The organism is Paenibacillus sp. GM1FR (genome assembly GCF_002803315.1).
In the GTDB taxonomy this organism is placed as follows: domain Bacteria; phylum Bacillota; class Bacilli; order Paenibacillales; family Paenibacillaceae; genus Paenibacillus; species Paenibacillus amylolyticus.
The window spans coordinates 49,849-68,022 of sequence record NZ_MKZL01000013.1 but is presented as its reverse complement, the minus strand read 5'-3'; the positions used below and the strand labels follow the sequence as shown (position 1 = coordinate 68,022).

12 protein-coding genes and 2 tRNA genes are annotated in these 18,174 nt (G+C 45.6%); 10 read left to right on the top strand and 4 right to left on the bottom strand.

The genetic code is table 11. The features are described 5' to 3' along the window. Window positions 1-33: 33 nt before the first annotated feature. The 3 genes from PAEAM_RS12515 (at window position 34) to PAEAM_RS12505 (ending at window position 4,388) form a co-directional block, all read left to right on the top strand. Window positions 34-1,422, top strand: coding sequence for an STM4012 family radical SAM protein (locus PAEAM_RS12515; RefSeq protein WP_100527758.1), 1,389 nt, complete (start codon window positions 34-36; stop codon window positions 1,420-1,422). Then, window positions 1,419-2,279 carry an STM4011 family radical SAM protein gene (locus PAEAM_RS12510; RefSeq protein ID WP_076319732.1) on the top strand — a complete coding sequence of 287 codons (861 nt, stop codon included), beginning with the start codon at window positions 1,419-1,421 and terminating at the stop codon, window positions 2,277-2,279. Before PAEAM_RS12515 ends, PAEAM_RS12510 begins: the two co-directional genes overlap by 4 nt. A gap of 411 nt (window positions 2,280-2,690) precedes the next feature. Beyond that, window positions 2,691-4,388 (top strand): methyl-accepting chemotaxis protein, encoded by a 1,698-nt coding sequence (locus PAEAM_RS12505; protein ID WP_100527757.1) that lies wholly within the window; start codon window positions 2,691-2,693, stop codon window positions 4,386-4,388. Between the two features lie 147 nt (window positions 4,389-4,535). Here the strand turns inward: PAEAM_RS12505 and asnB are convergent, their stop codons facing one another. Beyond that, window positions 4,536-6,380: an asparagine synthase (glutamine-hydrolyzing) gene (gene asnB, locus PAEAM_RS12500; protein WP_100527756.1), complete on the bottom strand. Its 1,845-nt coding sequence runs from the start codon at window positions 6,378-6,380 to the stop codon at window positions 4,536-4,538. 192 nt (window positions 6,381-6,572) lie between these two features. On the opposite strand from asnB, the gene PAEAM_RS12495 reads away from it, so the two are divergent. Both PAEAM_RS12495 and PAEAM_RS12490 read left to right on the top strand, forming a co-directional pair. Further along, on the top strand, window positions 6,573-6,872 hold the full coding sequence (locus PAEAM_RS12495) for a hypothetical protein (RefSeq protein ID WP_017692581.1): 300 nt from the start codon (window positions 6,573-6,575) through the stop codon (window positions 6,870-6,872). A gap of 31 nt (window positions 6,873-6,903) precedes the next feature. Next, window positions 6,904-7,260, top strand: coding sequence for a hypothetical protein (locus tag PAEAM_RS12490; protein WP_036605881.1), 357 nt, complete (start codon window positions 6,904-6,906; stop codon window positions 7,258-7,260). A gap of 177 nt (window positions 7,261-7,437) precedes the next feature. Here the strand turns inward: PAEAM_RS12490 and PAEAM_RS12485 are convergent, their stop codons facing one another. Further along, window positions 7,438-7,731 (bottom strand): magnetosome magnetite crystal formation protein family, encoded by a 294-nt coding sequence (locus PAEAM_RS12485; protein WP_017692583.1) that lies wholly within the window; start codon window positions 7,729-7,731, stop codon window positions 7,438-7,440. A gap of 292 nt (window positions 7,732-8,023) precedes the next feature. Between PAEAM_RS12485 and PAEAM_RS12480 the strand changes: the two genes are divergently transcribed. The 3 genes from PAEAM_RS12480 to PAEAM_RS12470 all read left to right on the top strand — a co-directional run bounded on the left by PAEAM_RS12480 (window position 8,024) and on the right by PAEAM_RS12470 (window position 13,416). Next, a tRNA-Arg gene (locus tag PAEAM_RS12480) sits at window positions 8,024-8,097 on the top strand. 196 nt (window positions 8,098-8,293) lie between these two features. Continuing rightward, window positions 8,294-9,064: a class I SAM-dependent methyltransferase gene (locus PAEAM_RS12475; protein WP_100527755.1), complete on the top strand. Its 771-nt coding sequence runs from the start codon at window positions 8,294-8,296 to the stop codon at window positions 9,062-9,064. Window positions 9,065-9,456: 392 nt separating this feature from the next. Next, window positions 9,457-13,416: a S8 family serine peptidase gene (locus tag PAEAM_RS12470; RefSeq protein WP_279303088.1), complete on the top strand. Its 3,960-nt coding sequence runs from the start codon at window positions 9,457-9,459 to the stop codon at window positions 13,414-13,416. 128 nt (window positions 13,417-13,544) lie between these two features. Here the strand turns inward: PAEAM_RS12470 and PAEAM_RS12465 are convergent, their stop codons facing one another. Together PAEAM_RS12465 and PAEAM_RS12460 are read right to left on the bottom strand one after the other, a co-directional pair. Beyond that, entirely contained in the window at window positions 13,545-14,774 is a 1,230-nt protein-coding gene (locus PAEAM_RS12465) for a CynX/NimT family MFS transporter (protein ID WP_100527753.1), read from the bottom strand. A gap of 500 nt (window positions 14,775-15,274) precedes the next feature. Continuing rightward, window positions 15,275-15,348: transfer RNA gene (locus PAEAM_RS12460), tRNA-Arg, on the bottom strand. A 189-nt stretch (window positions 15,349-15,537) separates the two neighbouring features. Here PAEAM_RS12460 and PAEAM_RS12455 point away from each other — a divergent pair. Together PAEAM_RS12455 and tig are read left to right on the top strand one after the other, a co-directional pair. Then, window positions 15,538-16,518 carry a hypothetical protein gene (locus PAEAM_RS12455; protein WP_370511445.1) on the top strand — a complete coding sequence of 327 codons (981 nt, stop codon included), beginning with the start codon at window positions 15,538-15,540 and terminating at the stop codon, window positions 16,516-16,518. Window positions 16,519-16,656: 138 nt separating this feature from the next. Continuing rightward, a complete protein-coding gene (tig, locus tag PAEAM_RS12450) occupies window positions 16,657-17,997 on the top strand; it encodes a trigger factor (RefSeq protein WP_036605885.1) in 1,341 nt (446 codons plus the stop codon). Window positions 17,998-18,174 lie beyond the last annotated feature (177 nt).

Below are 18,174 nucleotides of genomic sequence, written 5' to 3'. Positions count from 1 at the left end.
ATGAGGACAACAACCGGAGACAGGAGGAAACCGATGGAGAAACATATACAACATACAACAACAGGCCATTCCACACAGTCCGGATCCAATATAGCTACAAGTCTCAGTGAAGTACTGGCATTCCCTTATCGTTCTTACTTATACTCGTACCCACACAAGACCGCCTATCGGGAGCTTGACCCACCACTGCCGTTAGGGCCACTGTGGGAACGAGAAAATATCGATACGTATTTTTTATATATGCATATTCCCTTTTGTGCTGCTCGTTGCGGATTTTGTAATCTGTTCACACTGCCGGATCGACGGGATGATACGCATGAACGCTATGTAGATGCGCTGGAACGTCAGGCGAAGCAGTGGGCACCCATTACATCTCGAAGACCGTATTCGCGGTTCGCGATTGGTGGGGGAACGCCTACATTATTAAATGAGGTTCAGTTGAATCGTCTGTTTGATATTGCTGAACATGTGATGGGGCTGGACCCTGCACAAGCATCGATTTCGGTGGAAACGTCGCCGGATACCGTTACGGAAGCCAAGCTGGCCATCATGAAGGAACGAAGTGTGGATCGTGTCAGTATGGGCATCCAGAGTTTTATTGAAGCTGAAGCATCTGCCATCTATCGTCCACAAAAACCGCAGGAAGTTGAACGAGCGCTTGAGAAGCTTACTCGGTATGATTTCCCATTGTTAAATCTGGATCTGATCTATGGTTTGCCGGGTCAAACGGTGGAATCGTGGCTCTATTCATTGGAAAGAGTTCTGGCTTACGAACCGGGCGAAATTTTTATCTATCCCTTGTATACACGGGAAAATACAATCGTGAAGCCTGATGATATTCGCCGTCAGGGACCTGATATTCGGATGGAACTGTATAAAGCTGCACGTGAGACTTTAAAAAGTAAAGGTTATGTGCAATATTCGATGCGCAGATTTGCCAAGGAACAGTCGTCGTCCAAAGTGCTTCTGCCTTATAGTTGTCAGGAGGAGGGCATGGTTGGACTGGGATGTGGCGCACGATCTTATACGAGTGAAGTACATTATGCTTCCAAGTACGGCGTGAGTTACAAGGCTACACAGAGCATCATTGCCGATTATGTAGCGACCGAGCGCTACGATGTGGCGGATTATGGTATCGTGTTAAGCCGTGAGGAACAGAGACGTCGCTTTATTCTGAAAGCCTTGCTGCATCGGGAGGGATTGACGTTGTCTGACTACCAACAGCGCTTTGGTACCGATGTGATGTCCGACTATGTCTGGTTGGCTGAACTGTTGACAGAGGGCATGGCGGAGTTGGAGAGTGATGAGGACAAGCAGGTGCTGCGTCTGACAGAAGAAGGACTGGGTTACTCCGATGCGATTGGAGATTGGCTTATATCTGCCGAAATTCGTGAACAGATGGAAGGGTTTGTTTTCTCATGAGAGCGACTTTGTATTATCGGGGGAAGTTGTCTTCCTGTAATTACGACTGTCCATACTGCCCTTTTAGCAAAACCGTGGATTCCAAAGAGACGTTGGAAGTGGATGAACAACAATTGCGTCAATTTGTGAATTGGGTCAGGGAGCAAGAGAGTGCTGGGCATCAATTTTCGATTTTCTTCAATCCCTATGGTGAAGCTTTGGTGCGTCGGTGGTACCGGGAAGCGATGGTTGAGCTGTCACATATGCCACATGTGGATAAGGTTGCAATTCAAACCAACCTGTCCGTCAAACTGGATTGGGCGAGGGAGTTGGATGCGAATAAAGCGGCCTTTTGGGCGACGTATCATCCTCGTGAGACAAAAGAGGCTTCTTTTGTTAAACAATGTCTGACCTTGCGTCAGATGGGACTTGCTTTTAGTGTCGGTACTGTCGGACTCCGTAGTGCTTTCCCCGCAATTGAGTCCATGAGACAGGCTTTGCCGGATGATGTGTATATGTGGGTTAATGCCTTCAAAGATCGGCCCAAGTATTACACGCCGGAAGAGATTCAGTTTTTACGTGGGCTTGATCCGCTTTTTGAAGGTAATCTGCAGGATTATGAGAGCTTGGGCAAACGATGTGCTGCCGGTTCGGAAGTATTTTATATACAGGGGTCCGGGCATGTGAAGAGATGTTACAAGGATCGACGAATCATTGGACATCTATATCGCGATGGTTTGCAGGCTTTGTCTGAGGATCGGCCCTGTCGCATGAAAAAATGTGGCTGTTACATCGGTTATATCCATATGGAGGATTCCCCGTTCAGGGAAACGTTTGGCAGCGGGCTGCTTGAACGTAATCCGGTATTGATTCGTTGACCGGCATTTCATATTTAGCTATTCCACTGGGGAGCTGGAATAGGTTTATTCGTTTCTAAACCACATATCAGCGTAACTTCAAACGCATCTTTTAGTATAGGCAGGATCAGACCTTTGGTTTGGACTTGCCTTCTGGAAGGTGTTTTTTTGTTTTACCGGACTAGAGTTAGTGTTTGTGTTCTTTATTAAAAGGGACTTGACAATTTTGAAAAATAATATTTTTAAGTTTATGATTCAAATTTTATATTTTATGGGTTAGTATGAATAGGAAAAAAGACCCTGTTATGAATAGTATTTGTACATATAATCGCGAATTATATTTTTAATTGGGTCTAAAGTCTCAATTCAATTGAAAGGAGGGTGGAGGTAGGAAGTATCGTGCACGTTATCTGAACTTTCGGGGGAGTACACATGAAAAAAATCTCAATTAGCCGTAAATTACTTATGGGTTTCTCATCTGTGCTGTTATTATTGGTGGCTATAACGGTTATAACATATACGCAGTTTATAGCCGTTGAGAAAACGTATACAGAATTAATTAATGATAGAACAAGCAAACTATTACTCATTAAAAATATGTCGATTGATCTTAAATCACAGCAGATTGCTTTGAGAAATTATATTCTGGAAGACAGTGCGGAGAACGAACAGGCATTTAATAAAGCTTATGAAGATTACATAGCATTAAATGAAGAATTAAAATCATCAGTTTCAAGTTCAAAGATGAAAGATTACCTTTCACGATCGGATGAAGCGATGAGCCAATATTATGAACTTGCGCAGCAGATTATGACATTGACAAGACAGGGGAATAACAGTGAAATCTCAAGATTACTGAAGGACACAGCCCCAAGTCTGATCTCTGAATTTGAAGGCATTGTGGAAGGTATGGAAACGCATCAACAAGATGCCATGAACTCAGGCGTTGTGGACGCTAATATTCAGATTGTGCAGGTCCTTAGGTGGATTGCAATTATTGGAGTGGCTTCTCTTCTAATCGGGGCACTTGTGGCGTATGTCATTGGCAGAATGATATCCTTGCCTGTTGCTGCTATTGCCCAATCCGCGAGCCGGATTGCAGACGGAGATCTGACTGGTGAGCCTATTGTGGTCCGTAACAAGGATGAGATTGGTGATCTCGCCCAAGCCTTTAACATCATGTCTGCCAATTTGCGTACACTCATTCATCAGGTAGGAGACAGTGCAGAACGGGTAGCTGCCTCTTCAGAGGAGTTGACGGCAAGCACCGAACAGACAGCAACCGCCACAGAGCAAGTTGCTATCACAATGGGTGAGATTGCAACAGGTATGGATACACAGGTTCGAATGGCGAGTGATGGATTCCAGACAATGAATGAGTTGACGACAGGCTTTCAACAAGTTACGGAGAACACACTCCATATGTCTGAAGAAGCTACCAAAGTCTCCGTAAAAACAATATCGGGTAGCGAGTCAGTTCAGTCTGCGATAGGTCAAATGAATTCTATACAAGGGACGGTGTCGAATCTGTCGGTCGTGATCCAGGAACTGAGCAGACACTCTCAGGATATTGTGAAAATGGTGGACAGCATCTCAGAAATATCAGCACAGACGAATCTCCTATCCCTTAATGCTGCTATTGAGGCTGCACGAGCTGGCGAACAGGGAAGAGGGTTTCAGGTTGTTGCTACAGAGGTTCGGAAGCTGTCTGAGCAGTCTGCGCTTTCTGCTAATCAAATTGTTCCATTGGTGGCATCGATTGAGAAGGGAATGCGAAATGCTGCTGAATCTATGGTGGTTGTATCCGCAGAGGTTCAAGAGGGGATTACACTTGTTCACCAGGCGGGAGCCACATTTGATGAAATTCGTGAGGCGGTTGGGGGCGTAGCGGGGCAAACACAGGAAGTCTCTGCTTCAATTGAGCAAATGTCAACAGGGGTAGAACAGATTAATAGGTCTATGAAAACAATCATGGAAGTGACCGAAACGGGGGCCGCCGGAACAGAAGAAGTGAGTGCATCTTCTGAGGAGCAGTTGTCTGCGATGCAGGAGATTGCTTCCGCAGCCAATGATCTCTCCTTGATGGCAGAACAGTTGCAACAGACCGTCAGTCGTTTCAAAGTGCAATAAATTGAACTGAGTGGAATGTGGATGAAGAACGAGCGCATCCGTACAGAGATTTTTATAAAAAAGTAATAAAAGGGTGTCCAAACACAGTAGTTACTGTTTGGGCACCCTTAAATAATTCATCATGTTGAATCAATGCATAACATGATCTTAACGAATAGCGACTTTATATGTCCGCAACCAGGTATTGATCTGAGTCAGATATGCAAATAACTGTGGCCCAGACATTAACTGTCCGAACCAGGGAAGATTGGAAGCTGCATCTGGTGAAGACGCAAGATTCCTGATCTGAGTTTTGTCGATCAAAGGCAAAATCGGCGAAGTGGGATCATCCAGGATATCAAGTACCTGCTGTTTGACCGCGGCCAGATATTGCGGATTATGTGTTTTCGGATACGGACTCTTTTTGCGATATAACACATCGTCAGGCAGGACACCTTCGAGAGCTTTACGCAGAATACCTTTTTCCCGCCCGCCGGTTATTTTCATTTCCCACGGGATGTTAAACACATACTGGATCAGACGATGGTCACAGTAAGGTACCCGCACTTCCAGTCCTGCCCCCATGCTCATCCGGTCTTTGCGATCCAGAAGTGTAGGCATGAAACGTGTAATATTCAGGTAGGACATCACCCGCATTTGTGCAGCTTTACCTGTTTCCCCATCCAACAGAGGCACTTCAGCCACTGCATCCGAATAGCGGTCTGCCAAATAATCGAGTGGCTGAATCCATTCCCGAATATCCGGGGATAACAACGCTGCTCGCATATCAGGTGCTACAGACCACGGAAACGTACCGGAGTTCAGCATATCTTCTCGATGGAACCAGGGGTAACCGCCAAACACTTCATCCGCTGCTTCGCCTGAAATGGCAACGGTGGCCCCTTTTTTGATTTCTTTACAGAACAAATAGAGCGAGGAGTCTACATCTGCCATACCTGGCAGATCCCTGACTAACATGGCCTGTGTCAGTGCATGAATCAGTTCTCCGTTCTCAATTTCAATCCAGTGATGGTCGGTCTTGAGTTCATCCACCATTCGCTTAATCCAGGGTCCATCTGCACCCGGCTGAAAGGAATGCGCCTGGAAATGCTTGGCGTTATCCACATAATCGACAGAATACGTACTGATTTGGCCTTGCCCGGTTCGCTTGTAATAATCAACGGCTAATGCAGACAAGGCGCTGGAGTCCAGTCCTCCTGATAAAAGAGAGCATACTGGAACATCCGAAGCCAACTGGCGCTCCAGTGTATCTTGCAAGAGAGAGCGTACCTCTGCTGCCGTCTCTTCCAGGTTATGTTCGTGGTTCTGGCTTTCCAGTTTCCAGTAGGCATAGGTTCGGGTACCGTTTCGGTTATAGATCAGCGCGTGCGCAGGCTTGAGTTCGCTTAGTGAAGAGTATACGCCGTGTCCTGGTGTCCGTGCAGGCCCTACGATAAACACTTCGGCCAATCCTTCCGGGCCAACAGCGGCTTCCACGTCAGGGTGAATAAGCAGAGCTTTGGGCTCTGAACCAAATACGAGAGTGTCTTTGTTATTACTGTAGAACAGAGGTTTCACGCCAAGGCGATCTCTTGCGATAAAAACCTGTTCGCGTCCCCCATCCCATATGGCAAAAGCAAAAATACCGTTAAACCGGTCAACACATGCCGGTCCCCACTCAATATAAGAGGCGAGCAACACTTCCGTATCACATTGCGTGCGGAACTGATGCCCCCGCTGGAGCAATTCCTTTTTCAACTCGGGTGCATTGTATAGTTCTCCGTTATACACGACGGTATAGGAGGTATCTCCCTGTAACGCATGCATGGGCTGTGCGCCGTTCTCGGGGTCCATTACACTAAGACGCCGATGTCCAAAGGCACAAGGATTGGAGATCCATGTACCTGAAGCGTCGGGCCCCCGGTTCGACAAGCTATCCGTCATACGGACCAGCAGCTCTGATTCCTGGGTCAAATCCCGATTCCACTGTATGAAGCCGGTAATACCGCACATGGTTTGTTCATCCTTTCTTGGTCGAGTCATTCATCCGTATGGCTGCTTAGTTACTGGCAACCAGCAAATGTTGTCTTTTCGTCAGAGGTCGTAACAAATATATGCCGAAAGCAGGCATAAAATGTCTGTCCTCTTCGGAAACTAGTTCTAGGGACAACGGCCTCAACATGCCTGTGAAGGAGAGAACATGCAATGGACAGTATGAAGTATTATGTGTCTGTCATGGGCCGCTCCGTTATTCCGGATCCGTCGGTAACATCATATGAATGGATCATTCAGGCAACGCCGCAGGAAGCGGAGCAATTACTGGGACTGCTGAGCCTCATGCAGGAAAAGGAGGAAGAGGCCTTTCCTGGCATGGTATTCCCATGGCCAGATACACCGGAGGAGTCCGTAAACCGAGCTTATGAAACGGTATTACAACAGGTGTATCGAGAGATTTACCGATTGGGCACACCAGAGACACGATACCAGATTGAACAAAGTACATGATAAGCACAAAGGAAAAGGAGCGCGATGACGAATGTATGCCATTCAAGATGCCAAAATACGCAGATTAACCGAGGTGGATGGATTGTCTTGTGCAGAGGTTGAAGTGCAGCCTGGAAATGCCGGAGATCCATCGTTACTTGTATACGTGGCTTCAACACAGCCCGGAAATTCGCTGGAAGTTGTTCGGATTGTACGCAATCACTCCGATTCGGCGATCGACTGGTATAACAATAATATGCATACTGCGTTTGAAGAGGCGACAGATACCGCATTTGAGAACAGCGAAGGTATGACAGTAGAAGAAGATAAAGCTCGGTTTCAAAGTGAGTTGTTTTCCTTTGGTTTGCTTGGTCCAACACTTCAGCGTTATCTGATCGGGCAGGCTTAACAGGTAACGCTCCAGCAACACATGTGGCGATAGTGGGATAGAGTTCGATGTTGAGCTATATGTAGATGTGACCTGTTGCTGTTGCTGGTTGCTCTGACTGTATCTGTAACTGGAAAAACCCGCCGTTGTTGAACGGCGGGTTTTGTTATGCGATGGTCAGATCAGGTGGAGATGTGATCAAGCATACTCGCGCAACACTTGAATCCCTTTAACCACATTGTACACAAAGCTTAATCCGTAAATCACAAAGAATAGAATGACAAACCCAACGGCGGAACCCAGACTATGCGCAGTCACGAAGAAATAAAATAACGGAATGGCAGCGAGAAAGGGGAATACATGTGAGAATAAGGCGCGTTTTGCATGTCCCTCAATGTAATCATCCTTGGCAACAATCCATATAATGATCGGAAACAGGAACGGGGCAAAGAAAATACTGAAATAGGATAGGGCTGATAAAAGCTGTCTCATGACGATTCTCTCCTTCAATGGATCATTGAAATGTATGTATGCAAAAGATTACCCAGCAATTCTGACATTGAAAATGTCTGATGTTAATCTTACTCTAAATGTCCCAATCTCCTCAATATAACCTGGTTCAAGCTATCATATTCTCAAAGGGGCTGGAGTATGAGAATAACACCGAAAAGTACATGTTTGAGCCCGCATTTAAGTATAATTATTAATTTTTTTATAAAACTATTGAAAAATATAGAAATCAGAGTATAATAAGAACCGCGCCGAAAATTTATTATACATATTTGTCTCAGTAGCTCAGCTGGATAGAGCAACGCCCTTCTAAGGCGTCGGTCGGGGGTTCGAATCCCTCCTGGGACGTAAAAAAAAGAAGCTTCCTTCGGGAAGCTTCTTTTTTTCGTTCAGGGGAAGAGAACCCCAGTGGTTCGTCGAAGCATCCGCTTCGTTAGCACTTTTATTGGTTATACCTATAAACAATATAGAATTTATATATTTAAATAATAAACAATTCTATGCCACAATGAGGATATCAATAACGAAAGCGACGGTGGTATTCATGAAATCGTTAAATCAATGGCAACCAGATGAGTATGACAACAAACTGGCTTTTGTGTCCGGATACGGCAAAAATCTGATCTCTTGGCTTCAACCCCAAAAAGGGGAATACATTCTTGATCTGGGTTGCGGGACGGGGGATTTGACGCATGAAATTTCTCTGGCCGAAGCTGAAGTTATTGGTATGGATGCATCGACGGACATGATTCGCCGTGCGAGGAAGAAATTCCCTGAACTTGAGTTCGTGGAAGGAGACGGTCATCAGTTTGAGACGAATAGACTATATGATGCCGTCTTCTCCAATGCAGCCCTGCACTGGATGCGAAGCCCGCGATTAGTGGTGGATAGTATATGGAAATCTTTGAAGCCCGGAGGGCGTTTTGTAGCAGAATTTGGTGGTAAAGGGAACGTGCAGACCATTGTGAATGCATTAGAGCAGGTTATGGAGCGAAATACGGGCATTCGTGCATCGGAACGCAATCCTTGGTATTTTCCTTCGATCGGAGAATATAGCCATATTTTAGAGCAAAGTGGATTTATGGTGCGTCATGCCTATCACTATGACCGTCCTACCAGACTGGCAGATGGTGAGCAGGGTATAGTAGGCTGGTTGGCTCATTTTGGAGGCGACTATTTTGCCGGTCTCAGTCATGAAGAGATACAACAAATATGCCATGAAACCAGTCAGATCGTGATGTCTCACCTTTGGAAAGATGATGCGATGTATGCCGATTACAAGCGCCTGCGTATTGAAGCCGTGAAGCCAGAATAAAGTGAAATTTCGCGATACGTAGCAATTTTATCGATGTTAGACGAACTATCACGATCCTTTGTATACTAACCACGCTTCCCCTATACACCAAGAGCCTCTTTTGGATAAAGAGGCTCTTGGTCTTTTTTGATGCATTATTTCAAAAATGAAATATTCAAACGACAAATAATTACAAATGGATATTTTTATCATACTCAAGACCCATATAAGTAATTTCTATATCATATTTGTAAGTATTTAGAAGGAAAATGTGGTATTTTGATAGAATAATTTACCAAGGGTCAATCTTCTTGCAGATAGGCGGTGAAATTGGAGTGTGTATTGCAGTACGCACAAACAGCAGGAACCCATCATTTGGTGACGTATTCACATTTAAAAGGAGGGGCAAAGCCTTGAGTAAACGATTGATATCCACGTTATTAAGTGTTCTGATGGTCTTTTCCATTATTCTCCCCGCGGCTGGAGCCGCTCCCGCAGATTCAGTTATTCAGCTTGACAACTTACCCAGTACAGCCGAAGCCAAACAATGGAGAGAGATTCTTGCAGGACGGGAAGCAAAACTTGCCGCAGATCCATTTTTGGATAAAAGCTTGGAAGGTCTGGGTGGCGAGAACACCCGAGTGATCGTTGAGCTTTCCAATAAACCTGTTGCAGTAGCGCAAGGTGAATCAACCCTCTCCGGAAAATCTTTTACCTCCTCTATGGAAACAAAGGCTGTGACTCAAGTTGAGCAACAACAACAGTCATTTGTACATAGCCTCACTCAGAAGAAAATCAAACATGAAGTATTGGAAGAATATGCATATGCCCTGAATGGTGTAGCGATTGAGCTTAAAGGAAACCAGGTGGGACAATTGCTTCAGATACCTGGCGTGGTCAGCGTATATCCAGACCTTGAAGTTACAATAGCGCCCGAGACAGATGAAGTGAACCCGTACATGAAAGACACAGCTCCTTTTATTGGTGCACCTGAAGTATGGGATCTGGGTTACAAAGGAAATGGCATTAAAGTCGGCGTCATTGATACAGGGATTGACTATGAACATCCTAATTTGCAAGAAGCCTACAAAGGTGGATGGGATTTTGTTGGAAACGACAATGATCCGTATGAAACAACATATCAAGAATGGAAAGGATCGGGCGAGCCTGAGCTTAACGAGCTTGGAAGCCCCTATTACACATCTCACGGTACACACGTAGCGGGTACCGTTGCTGCTCGCGAAGCGGGGGACTACGGTATTGTTGGTGTTGCTCCTGAAGCAGATATCTATGCTTACCGTGTACTTGGACCGTATGGTAGTGGTCAAACCTCATGGGTACTCGGCGGAATTGATCGTTCTGTTCAAGATGGCATGGACGTAATTAATCTCTCGTTAGGTAACGCCGCCAACGACCCGAGTTATATCACTTCGGTTGCCCTGAACAATGCGATGTTGTCTGGTGTGACAGCGGTTGTAGCAAGTGGTAACAGTGGACCTAACCGTTATACACTCGGTTCTCCGGGTGCGTCTGCAATGGCCATTACGGTAGGTAACTCTACAGGACCTAGCCAGCTGATTACAGCCGATACTCACTTCTGGATTGGTGAGGAAGGCGAAGAGGCACAACCTGAACAACAACCGGTGCCAGAGGTTGAACAATCTCCTGAACTGGGTACGGCACCTGGAACAGAAGCACCAGAAGTTTCAGAGCAAGGTGTACCTGCAACTGCTGATGAGGAAAGTGCAGCGGCTGTGGAGGACACAGTTTCTAACGAAGCTGAAGATCTGAATGTAGAAGAAGCTACAACGGAAGAAAATACTCCATCTGCATCACCTTCTGCACCTGTTGAAGCTTCTCCTGAAGCTACTCCTGCGGAAGAAGAGTCTGTAATTGCTCCGACTGAAGCTCCACTGGCTATTACAGAGTCGGTTTACCGTCTGGATCTGATGGGATGGAGCCTGTCAGCAGACCCTGAAACTGTTTTGACAGGGAAATATGAGCTTGAATATGGAGCACTGGGTAAGCCAACTGATTTTGAAGGTAAGGATCTTACAGGTAAAGTGGCATTAATACAGCGTGGTGAAATCGCATTTGTAGAGAAAATCGCCAATGCTAAAGTAGCCGGAGCCTTGGCTGTTATTGTATATAACAACATTCCTGGCCCAATTGGTGTAAGTCTGGGCGATAACTTTGAACTCATTCCAACACTGAGCATGTCCAAGGAAGATGGAGATGTGATCAAGGCTGAGCTGGACGCAGGGCAAGCCGTTGAAGTGAGCTTTAGTGATTTTGAACGTTCCCAAACTCCGGGCGATGAAATGAGTTCATCCAGTTCACGTGGACCTGCTAAGGTAACGCTGGACATCAAACCGGATATTGTTGCACCAGGTACAAGCATTTTGTCTACGATTCCTGCCTACGGCAAGGATGAGCCAGACGCAGATTACGCACAAGCTTATGATCGTAAATCAGGTACAAGTATGGCTACACCTCATGTAGCAGGTTTGATTGCGCTTCTGATCGAGAAGCATCCGGAATGGACACCATTTGATATCAAAGTTGCACTGATGAACAATAGTAAGGTGCTGGATACAACCAAGTTTGATGTATTTGATCAAGGTGCTGGCCGTATTCAGGCTGTTAATACCATTGATCCTGCGGCTTTTGTCAAAGTGCTTGATGTGACTCAATACACAGAAAGTGGATCTGTTGTTGAAAAGGAGAATATCACCGGAAGTATCAACTACGGTAATTTCCTGAGCACAGATGAAAAGACGATTACCAAAACGGTTAAAGTTGAAGCGCTGAATGGTAGTGGCGGGGATTACACCGTAAATGTGAATCCAACTCGTAATGTGGCTGGTGTATCCGTTGCGGTAGACAAGAGTTCCTTCACATTGAATGGTGAGGAAGAACTTGCAGTAACAATCTCCGTTCCGCGTGGGGTTACTGCGACTACAGAAGCACAAGGATACATTGAATTCTCAAACGGAACCAATACTTTTACTGTGCCATATGTTGCTCATTTCAACGTTACGTTGAGTGGAGTTAAGTATATTGAAACCGTAAAAGGGACTGAGAAAAATCCATTCCACTATCCATTGAAGGCTGATGGTACGTTGGATACGCTGAATGTTGCGATGGAATTCTATAATCCGATGACATTTGCCCTGATTGAGATCTATGATGGTCTTAATCCGGAAGGTGGATATTATCAAGATGGTTATATTGGCTCCATCTTTGGTAACTATTTCAACTTCAATGCCAATGCAAGATACAATCTTGCTTGGGACGGCTCATATGCAGACTACACAACCGATGAAGTGACTGAGATTCCGGATGGTTTATATACGGTAGACATCACTACTATTGGTACGGACGGCAAAACCTATAAGGAAGACACTTCGCCATTTTTGGTGAAAAAGACAGCTCCGGCTGTAACTGCACCAGAAGCGTTGGAGTTCAAAGAGGATGAGTCTGCTGTCCTTAACGGTAGCGTGGAAGACTTGTACTTCCGTGTAGCTCCTGCGCTTGCCAGCGGATGGGACATCACGTTTGATCCGGCAGCTTCCCTGGAAGCAACGTATGTTGTGAAAAAAGAGGATGGTTCGGTTTATAAAGAAGGATTCTTTGAAGTACAAGCTGATGGTACCTTCAACCTTCCTTTGGAGGGAATTGAAGCAGGCGACTATGCTGTTGAACTTACAGTAAAAGACCAACAGGGGCTTTCGGGTACAGCCAATACGGCACTGAAATTGGAAGCCGTGGAGACCGAACCTGAAACTCCGGCAACCAAGGCCCCAGGTACGCCTGTATTGTCTCACAATAACTGGGTAGGCAACGGCCTGCCAGAGGGCGCGTATATCGTTACAATGAACCTGTGGTGGGGTGAGAACGCAACTAGCTACAAGTTATATGAGGACGGGGTTTTGGTAGATACGCAGAAGTTGACTTACAACGCGCCTTGGGCGCAGTTTGCTCAGACGAAGATCACGGGCAAAGCCAACGGCACGTATACGTACGTGGCTGAGCTGACCAACGACAAGGGAACAACGCGTAGTCAGACGTTGACTGTTCAGGTTACCAACGCAACGCCAGGCAAAGCGGTTCTTTCTCACGATAACTGGGATGGCGATGGCAATTATAAGGTGTCTATGAACCTGTGGTGGGGGACCAACGCTACAGAGTATCGTCTCTATGAAAATGATAAGTTGATCGATACGCAAGAACTCCGTTCGGCTACACCTTATGCGCAAAGTGCTGTGACTACACTGTCTGGGAAAACATCGGGCACGTATACGTATCGGGCAGAGTTAATTAACGCAGGCGGTGTTACCAGCACAGACACGATTAAGGTAAAAGTGAAGTAAGTTCATTCCTCATTGAAATTGATTAAAATGGATTCAATTAATGAAGGAATTGTTCTATGCATAAACGGCCTCCATCCTGATTTGCAGGATGGAGGCCGTTTTGTTTTTTTTATAAATGAATTGTATGACTAACCGATCATTCTATTTTTGCTGGCCTGAATCCCTGCGATTAGCAAAGCGATGGCCAGAATGACCTGTATTAGCAACGGCAGGGTCCATCCTTTTGTCCAGTCATGAAGCATACCGAACAGTAGAGGTCCAACTGCGGCCAGCATATATCCGAAGGATTGGGCCATCCCGGACAGGCTGGCAGCTTGTCTGGCATCTTTTGTGCGAAGGACGAAGAACATCGTTACCATGCCAAATGAAGCTCCAGCGCCTATTCCTGCCAACGTGACACCAATGGTAACGAGCGAAGCGATGCCACTTAACAATAAAGCATACCCGACAATTAAAGAAGAGCACGTTATCGCGGTTAGAACACGCTGATCTCGCGTTCGGCCGGCGAGGATTGGAACGATAAAGGTAGCTGGTACACTAACCATCTGCATCAGGGAGAGCATCCACCCTGCTGAGGTGGGGCTGAATCCTTGCTCAGCGAGAATCTCGGGAAGCCAGGTAATCGTTGTATAGAATATTAGAGATTGAAGACCCATAAATAAAGTAATGAACCAGGCCAGGGAAGAGGTCCGTAGACGTACAGGTGTCCCTTCACTCTGTGTGGCTATGAATAACATTCGCTGACGTCCTGCGGCGATCTGGGGGAGCCACAAGAGGAGCGCCAATATGGACAACAAGGCCCACATGCCTAACGAAGCACGCCAACCCATAGATGTGGCTCCTGCTACGGGCACACTCACACCTGAGGCGATGGCGCCAAATATATTCATGGATACAGAGTATAATCCGGTGACGATACCTACCCGCAATGGAAAATCACGTTTGATCAAACTTGGCAAAAGCACGTTGCTTAATGCAATGCCGCACCCCAAAATTGCGGTTCCTGCATATAAGGAGAGAATGGAAGGCAACAAGCGTAATGCCACCCCAATGGTTACAATCATAACAGCCAATAGCAGAGCAGATTCGAGTCCTAACCGCTTGGCAAGACGTGGTGCAAAAGGAGAGACTGCTGCAAAGGCGAGCAAAGGAAGTGAGGTCAGAAGCCCGACCATTGTATGGCCGATACCTGTATCTGAGCGGATCATCTCCACAACGGGACCCGTTGCAGTGATCGGTGACCTCATGGTAGCGGCGATGACGATAATGCCTGCTAATAACAGGCCGAATCTTTTGGATGTCGAAGAATGTTCTTCCTCGGTATGGATAGATGAGTGTTGCTGTATTGAAGATGACATTGATAAAATCTCCTGTTTCCTAAGAAGTTAATATGTATGGATTGTTACATTACCCACTGGGTAAGCATAACATTCTATGTCAATATTGAGCAATGAAATGAAAAAACACCCAATCGACAATGGGTGCCTTGACTACCCTGTGAACTCTAACGAATCCACGTGGTCTTATAATGGGTAAAACCGCTATTTTCAGATTCTAACGAACCTCAGCGACGTTAAGCAGGCTATGAAGTGCGAATAACTGGGTTAATACCCCAGAATGGTGAAATAAGCTCTCTAAGATTCGTTAGAGTTCCATGATGCTGAATTGGGAGCAAATAAAGTGTCCTATGTTCGTTAGAACGTTGGTACTTTCAACGCGTTGCTTATAGAGTGAGCAAATGCGGGCGCTCCAATGCAGCGACATAGAGCATGTAACGAAGCGAATGCTCCGACGAACCATTGGGGTTCTCATCCCCAGAACGCAAAAAAAGCTTCCCGAAGGAAGCTTCTTTTTAATACGTCCCAGGAGGGATTCGAACCCCCGACCGACGCCTTAGAAGGGCGTTGCTCTATCCAGCTGAGCTACTGAGACATGAAATTTTTCAAGCAAAATTGATTTTATCATATGCATACAGGAATATCAAGCATTTTATTTTAAACTATTTTTCGTATATGATATTTGGCGGCAGTAACGTTTTTTTCATTATATTTAAGGTTATGTTAGAATATCAGGAGAACTCAGAAAATAGATCAACAATCGTTTTAATATATACATCTATTTATGTTGATTCCGACTGGAGATTCAGGATATAGAGGAGGTGCTCCCATTAAGGAATCCACGACCCCGGAAACCGAGCATAACAACAATATTGTGCTGTTTCCTAAGACGCTGGACTATTACCAGATTCAATTGACAGTTATGCTTGAAAATGAACGGTATGGTGAAGCGATGAAATTGCTTCACTTTTTGCTGCAATGTCAGGGCCAGGAAGAGCGCCACTATGATGAATGGCGGGCTCTGCTCGAATGGCTTCAGGCTGCGTTTCCTCAATATGAAGAAACCTCGCCTGCCGTTCTTGAAGAACGAGAAGAGGAAGAAGAGATTAGTGAGGAAGACATGGCACGGCAGCATGCCCGAATGAAGCTCGAACAGGATGATGGTTATGCAGATAAGATGCTTCGCACCGTAATGGAGGAGCCGCTGTCTGAACAGACGATGCTGGCTTTGGAGCAGCTGGCCTATCTTGATCTACCGAAGATTGATGAGGCACTTACGAGTTGGTTAAAAGATAAGTCGCTTCACCCTCTGCTTCAATTTCGGGTGTTGCAAACCTTGCGTCGCCGAGGTGTTCAAGGTATGATCCTGTTTACGAGAGGCGAAGAGCAGGTTGAAGTCGAGATCGACACCGTGCCTCTTAGACCAGAGGAATTCCCGCTCCAAATCGTTCAGATTCTGGAACGAGTGGCAGATCAGACGGAGGTTCATGAACCTACGCTCTTTTATTTTGCCCAGGAACTGTGGATACAATATGTCATGGCGGTGTATGGAACCCGTGATTATGTATCGATGCTGGAAGAAAATGATTCCATGACAGATATATGGGCAGCAGCTCTACATATGACCGTTGCAGACAGTCTGGGTGGTTCGCATGATGAGGAAAATACCCGCTCAATGTATGCTGTGACAGGCGCGATGCGCTTTCGACTGGAGCAGGCTTATCGTTCCATGAAACAGTTTGTATCTGCCGGTTTGGATGGTTAATCGAGGCCGGAAACGTTTTCCTTAAACTGTATCAAGGGATTCCCCTTGAAAAAGAATCTAATCTTGTTTATACTAAAATGGTTATTTTGTACGTGATTGCCTACGTGAACATGTGAATTTTGGAGGGGAAAGTATACAATGAAAGCAACTTGGGAAAAGATAGAGAAGAACCTTGGGGTTCTTGAGGTTGAAGTGGATGCAGATCGTGTAACTGCAGCACTCGACAAAGCTTTTAATAAAGTGGTTAAACAAGCAAACGTACCTGGATTCCGTAAAGGTAAAGTACCACGTTCCATTTTCGAAGCACGTTTTGGTGTAGAGAGCCTTTATCAAGAAGCAATCGACATTTTGCTTCCTGAAGCTTATACAGAAGCAATCGACCAAACGGATATCTTCCCGGTTGATCGCCCTGACGTAGATGTTGAACAATTTGCTAAAGGACAAACATTCAAGTTCAAAGCAAAAGTAACTGTGAAACCTGAAGTTACTCTTGGTGAGTACAAAGGAATCGAAGTTGCTGTAGCAAAAGGCGAAGTAACTGACGCAGAAGTGACTGAAGAACTTGAGCGTCTTCAACAACGTCACGCTGAACTCGTTGTAATTGACGAAGGTTCCGCTGCTAACGGCGACGTTGCAGTAATCGACTTCGACGGTTCCGTTGATGGTGTACCTTTCGAAGGTGGACAAGCTGAGCGTTATTCCCTGGAACTGGGTTCCAACACATTCATTCCTGGATTTGAAGAACAAGTTGTGGGTCTGTCCACAGGTGACTTCAAAGACGTAGAAGTGACTTTCCCAGAGAGCTACCATGCAGCAGAACTTGCTGGCAAACAAGCGGTATTCAAAGTGAAAATTCACGAAATCAAACGCAAACAACTTCCTGCATTGGATGATGAGTTTGCTAAAGATGTTAGCGAATTCGACACACTTGAAGAGTACAAAGCTGACCTGAAAACACAATTGGAATCCCGCAAAGCTGACGAAGCCAAAGCTGCACAAGAAAATGCAGTTGTAGAAAAAGTGGCTGAAAACGCTGAAGTGGACATTCCTGCTGCAATGGTTGAGAGCGAAGTACAAAACATGATGCGTGATTTCGACAACCGTCTGCGTAACCAAGGTATGAACCTTGAAATGTTCCTGAGCTTCTCTGGCCAGACTCAAGCTGACCTGAGAGGGCAAATGCAAGAAGATGCTTCCAAACGTGTTCGCAACAACCTGGTGCTTGAAGCTGTAGGTAAAGCGGAAAACATTGAAGTATCTGATGAAGAAGTGAATCAAGAACTCGAGAAAATGGCTGAATCTTACAAGCGTCCTGCTGATGAGATCCGTGGCATCCTCGAAGGTAATGGTTCCTTGGACAGCCTTCGCGATGAAGTTAAACTGCGTAAAACGATTGACGTTCTCCTTGAGAACAGCACAGTTGTTGAACCGGTTGAAGCTCCAGCTGAAGAAGTTGTTGCAGAAGCTGACGAAAAATAAGACAAGCTGTTATCAACTTGTCAGTTGAATAAACGATAAGGCACGTGAATTATTGCGTGCCTTATTTTTAAATTATGACATCCATTTTATAGAAAATGAAGTAATTATATGGATGAACACTAATTTTATTGATCCGCGTACACTTTTTACATACCTATTACTTCATGCAAATAAAAA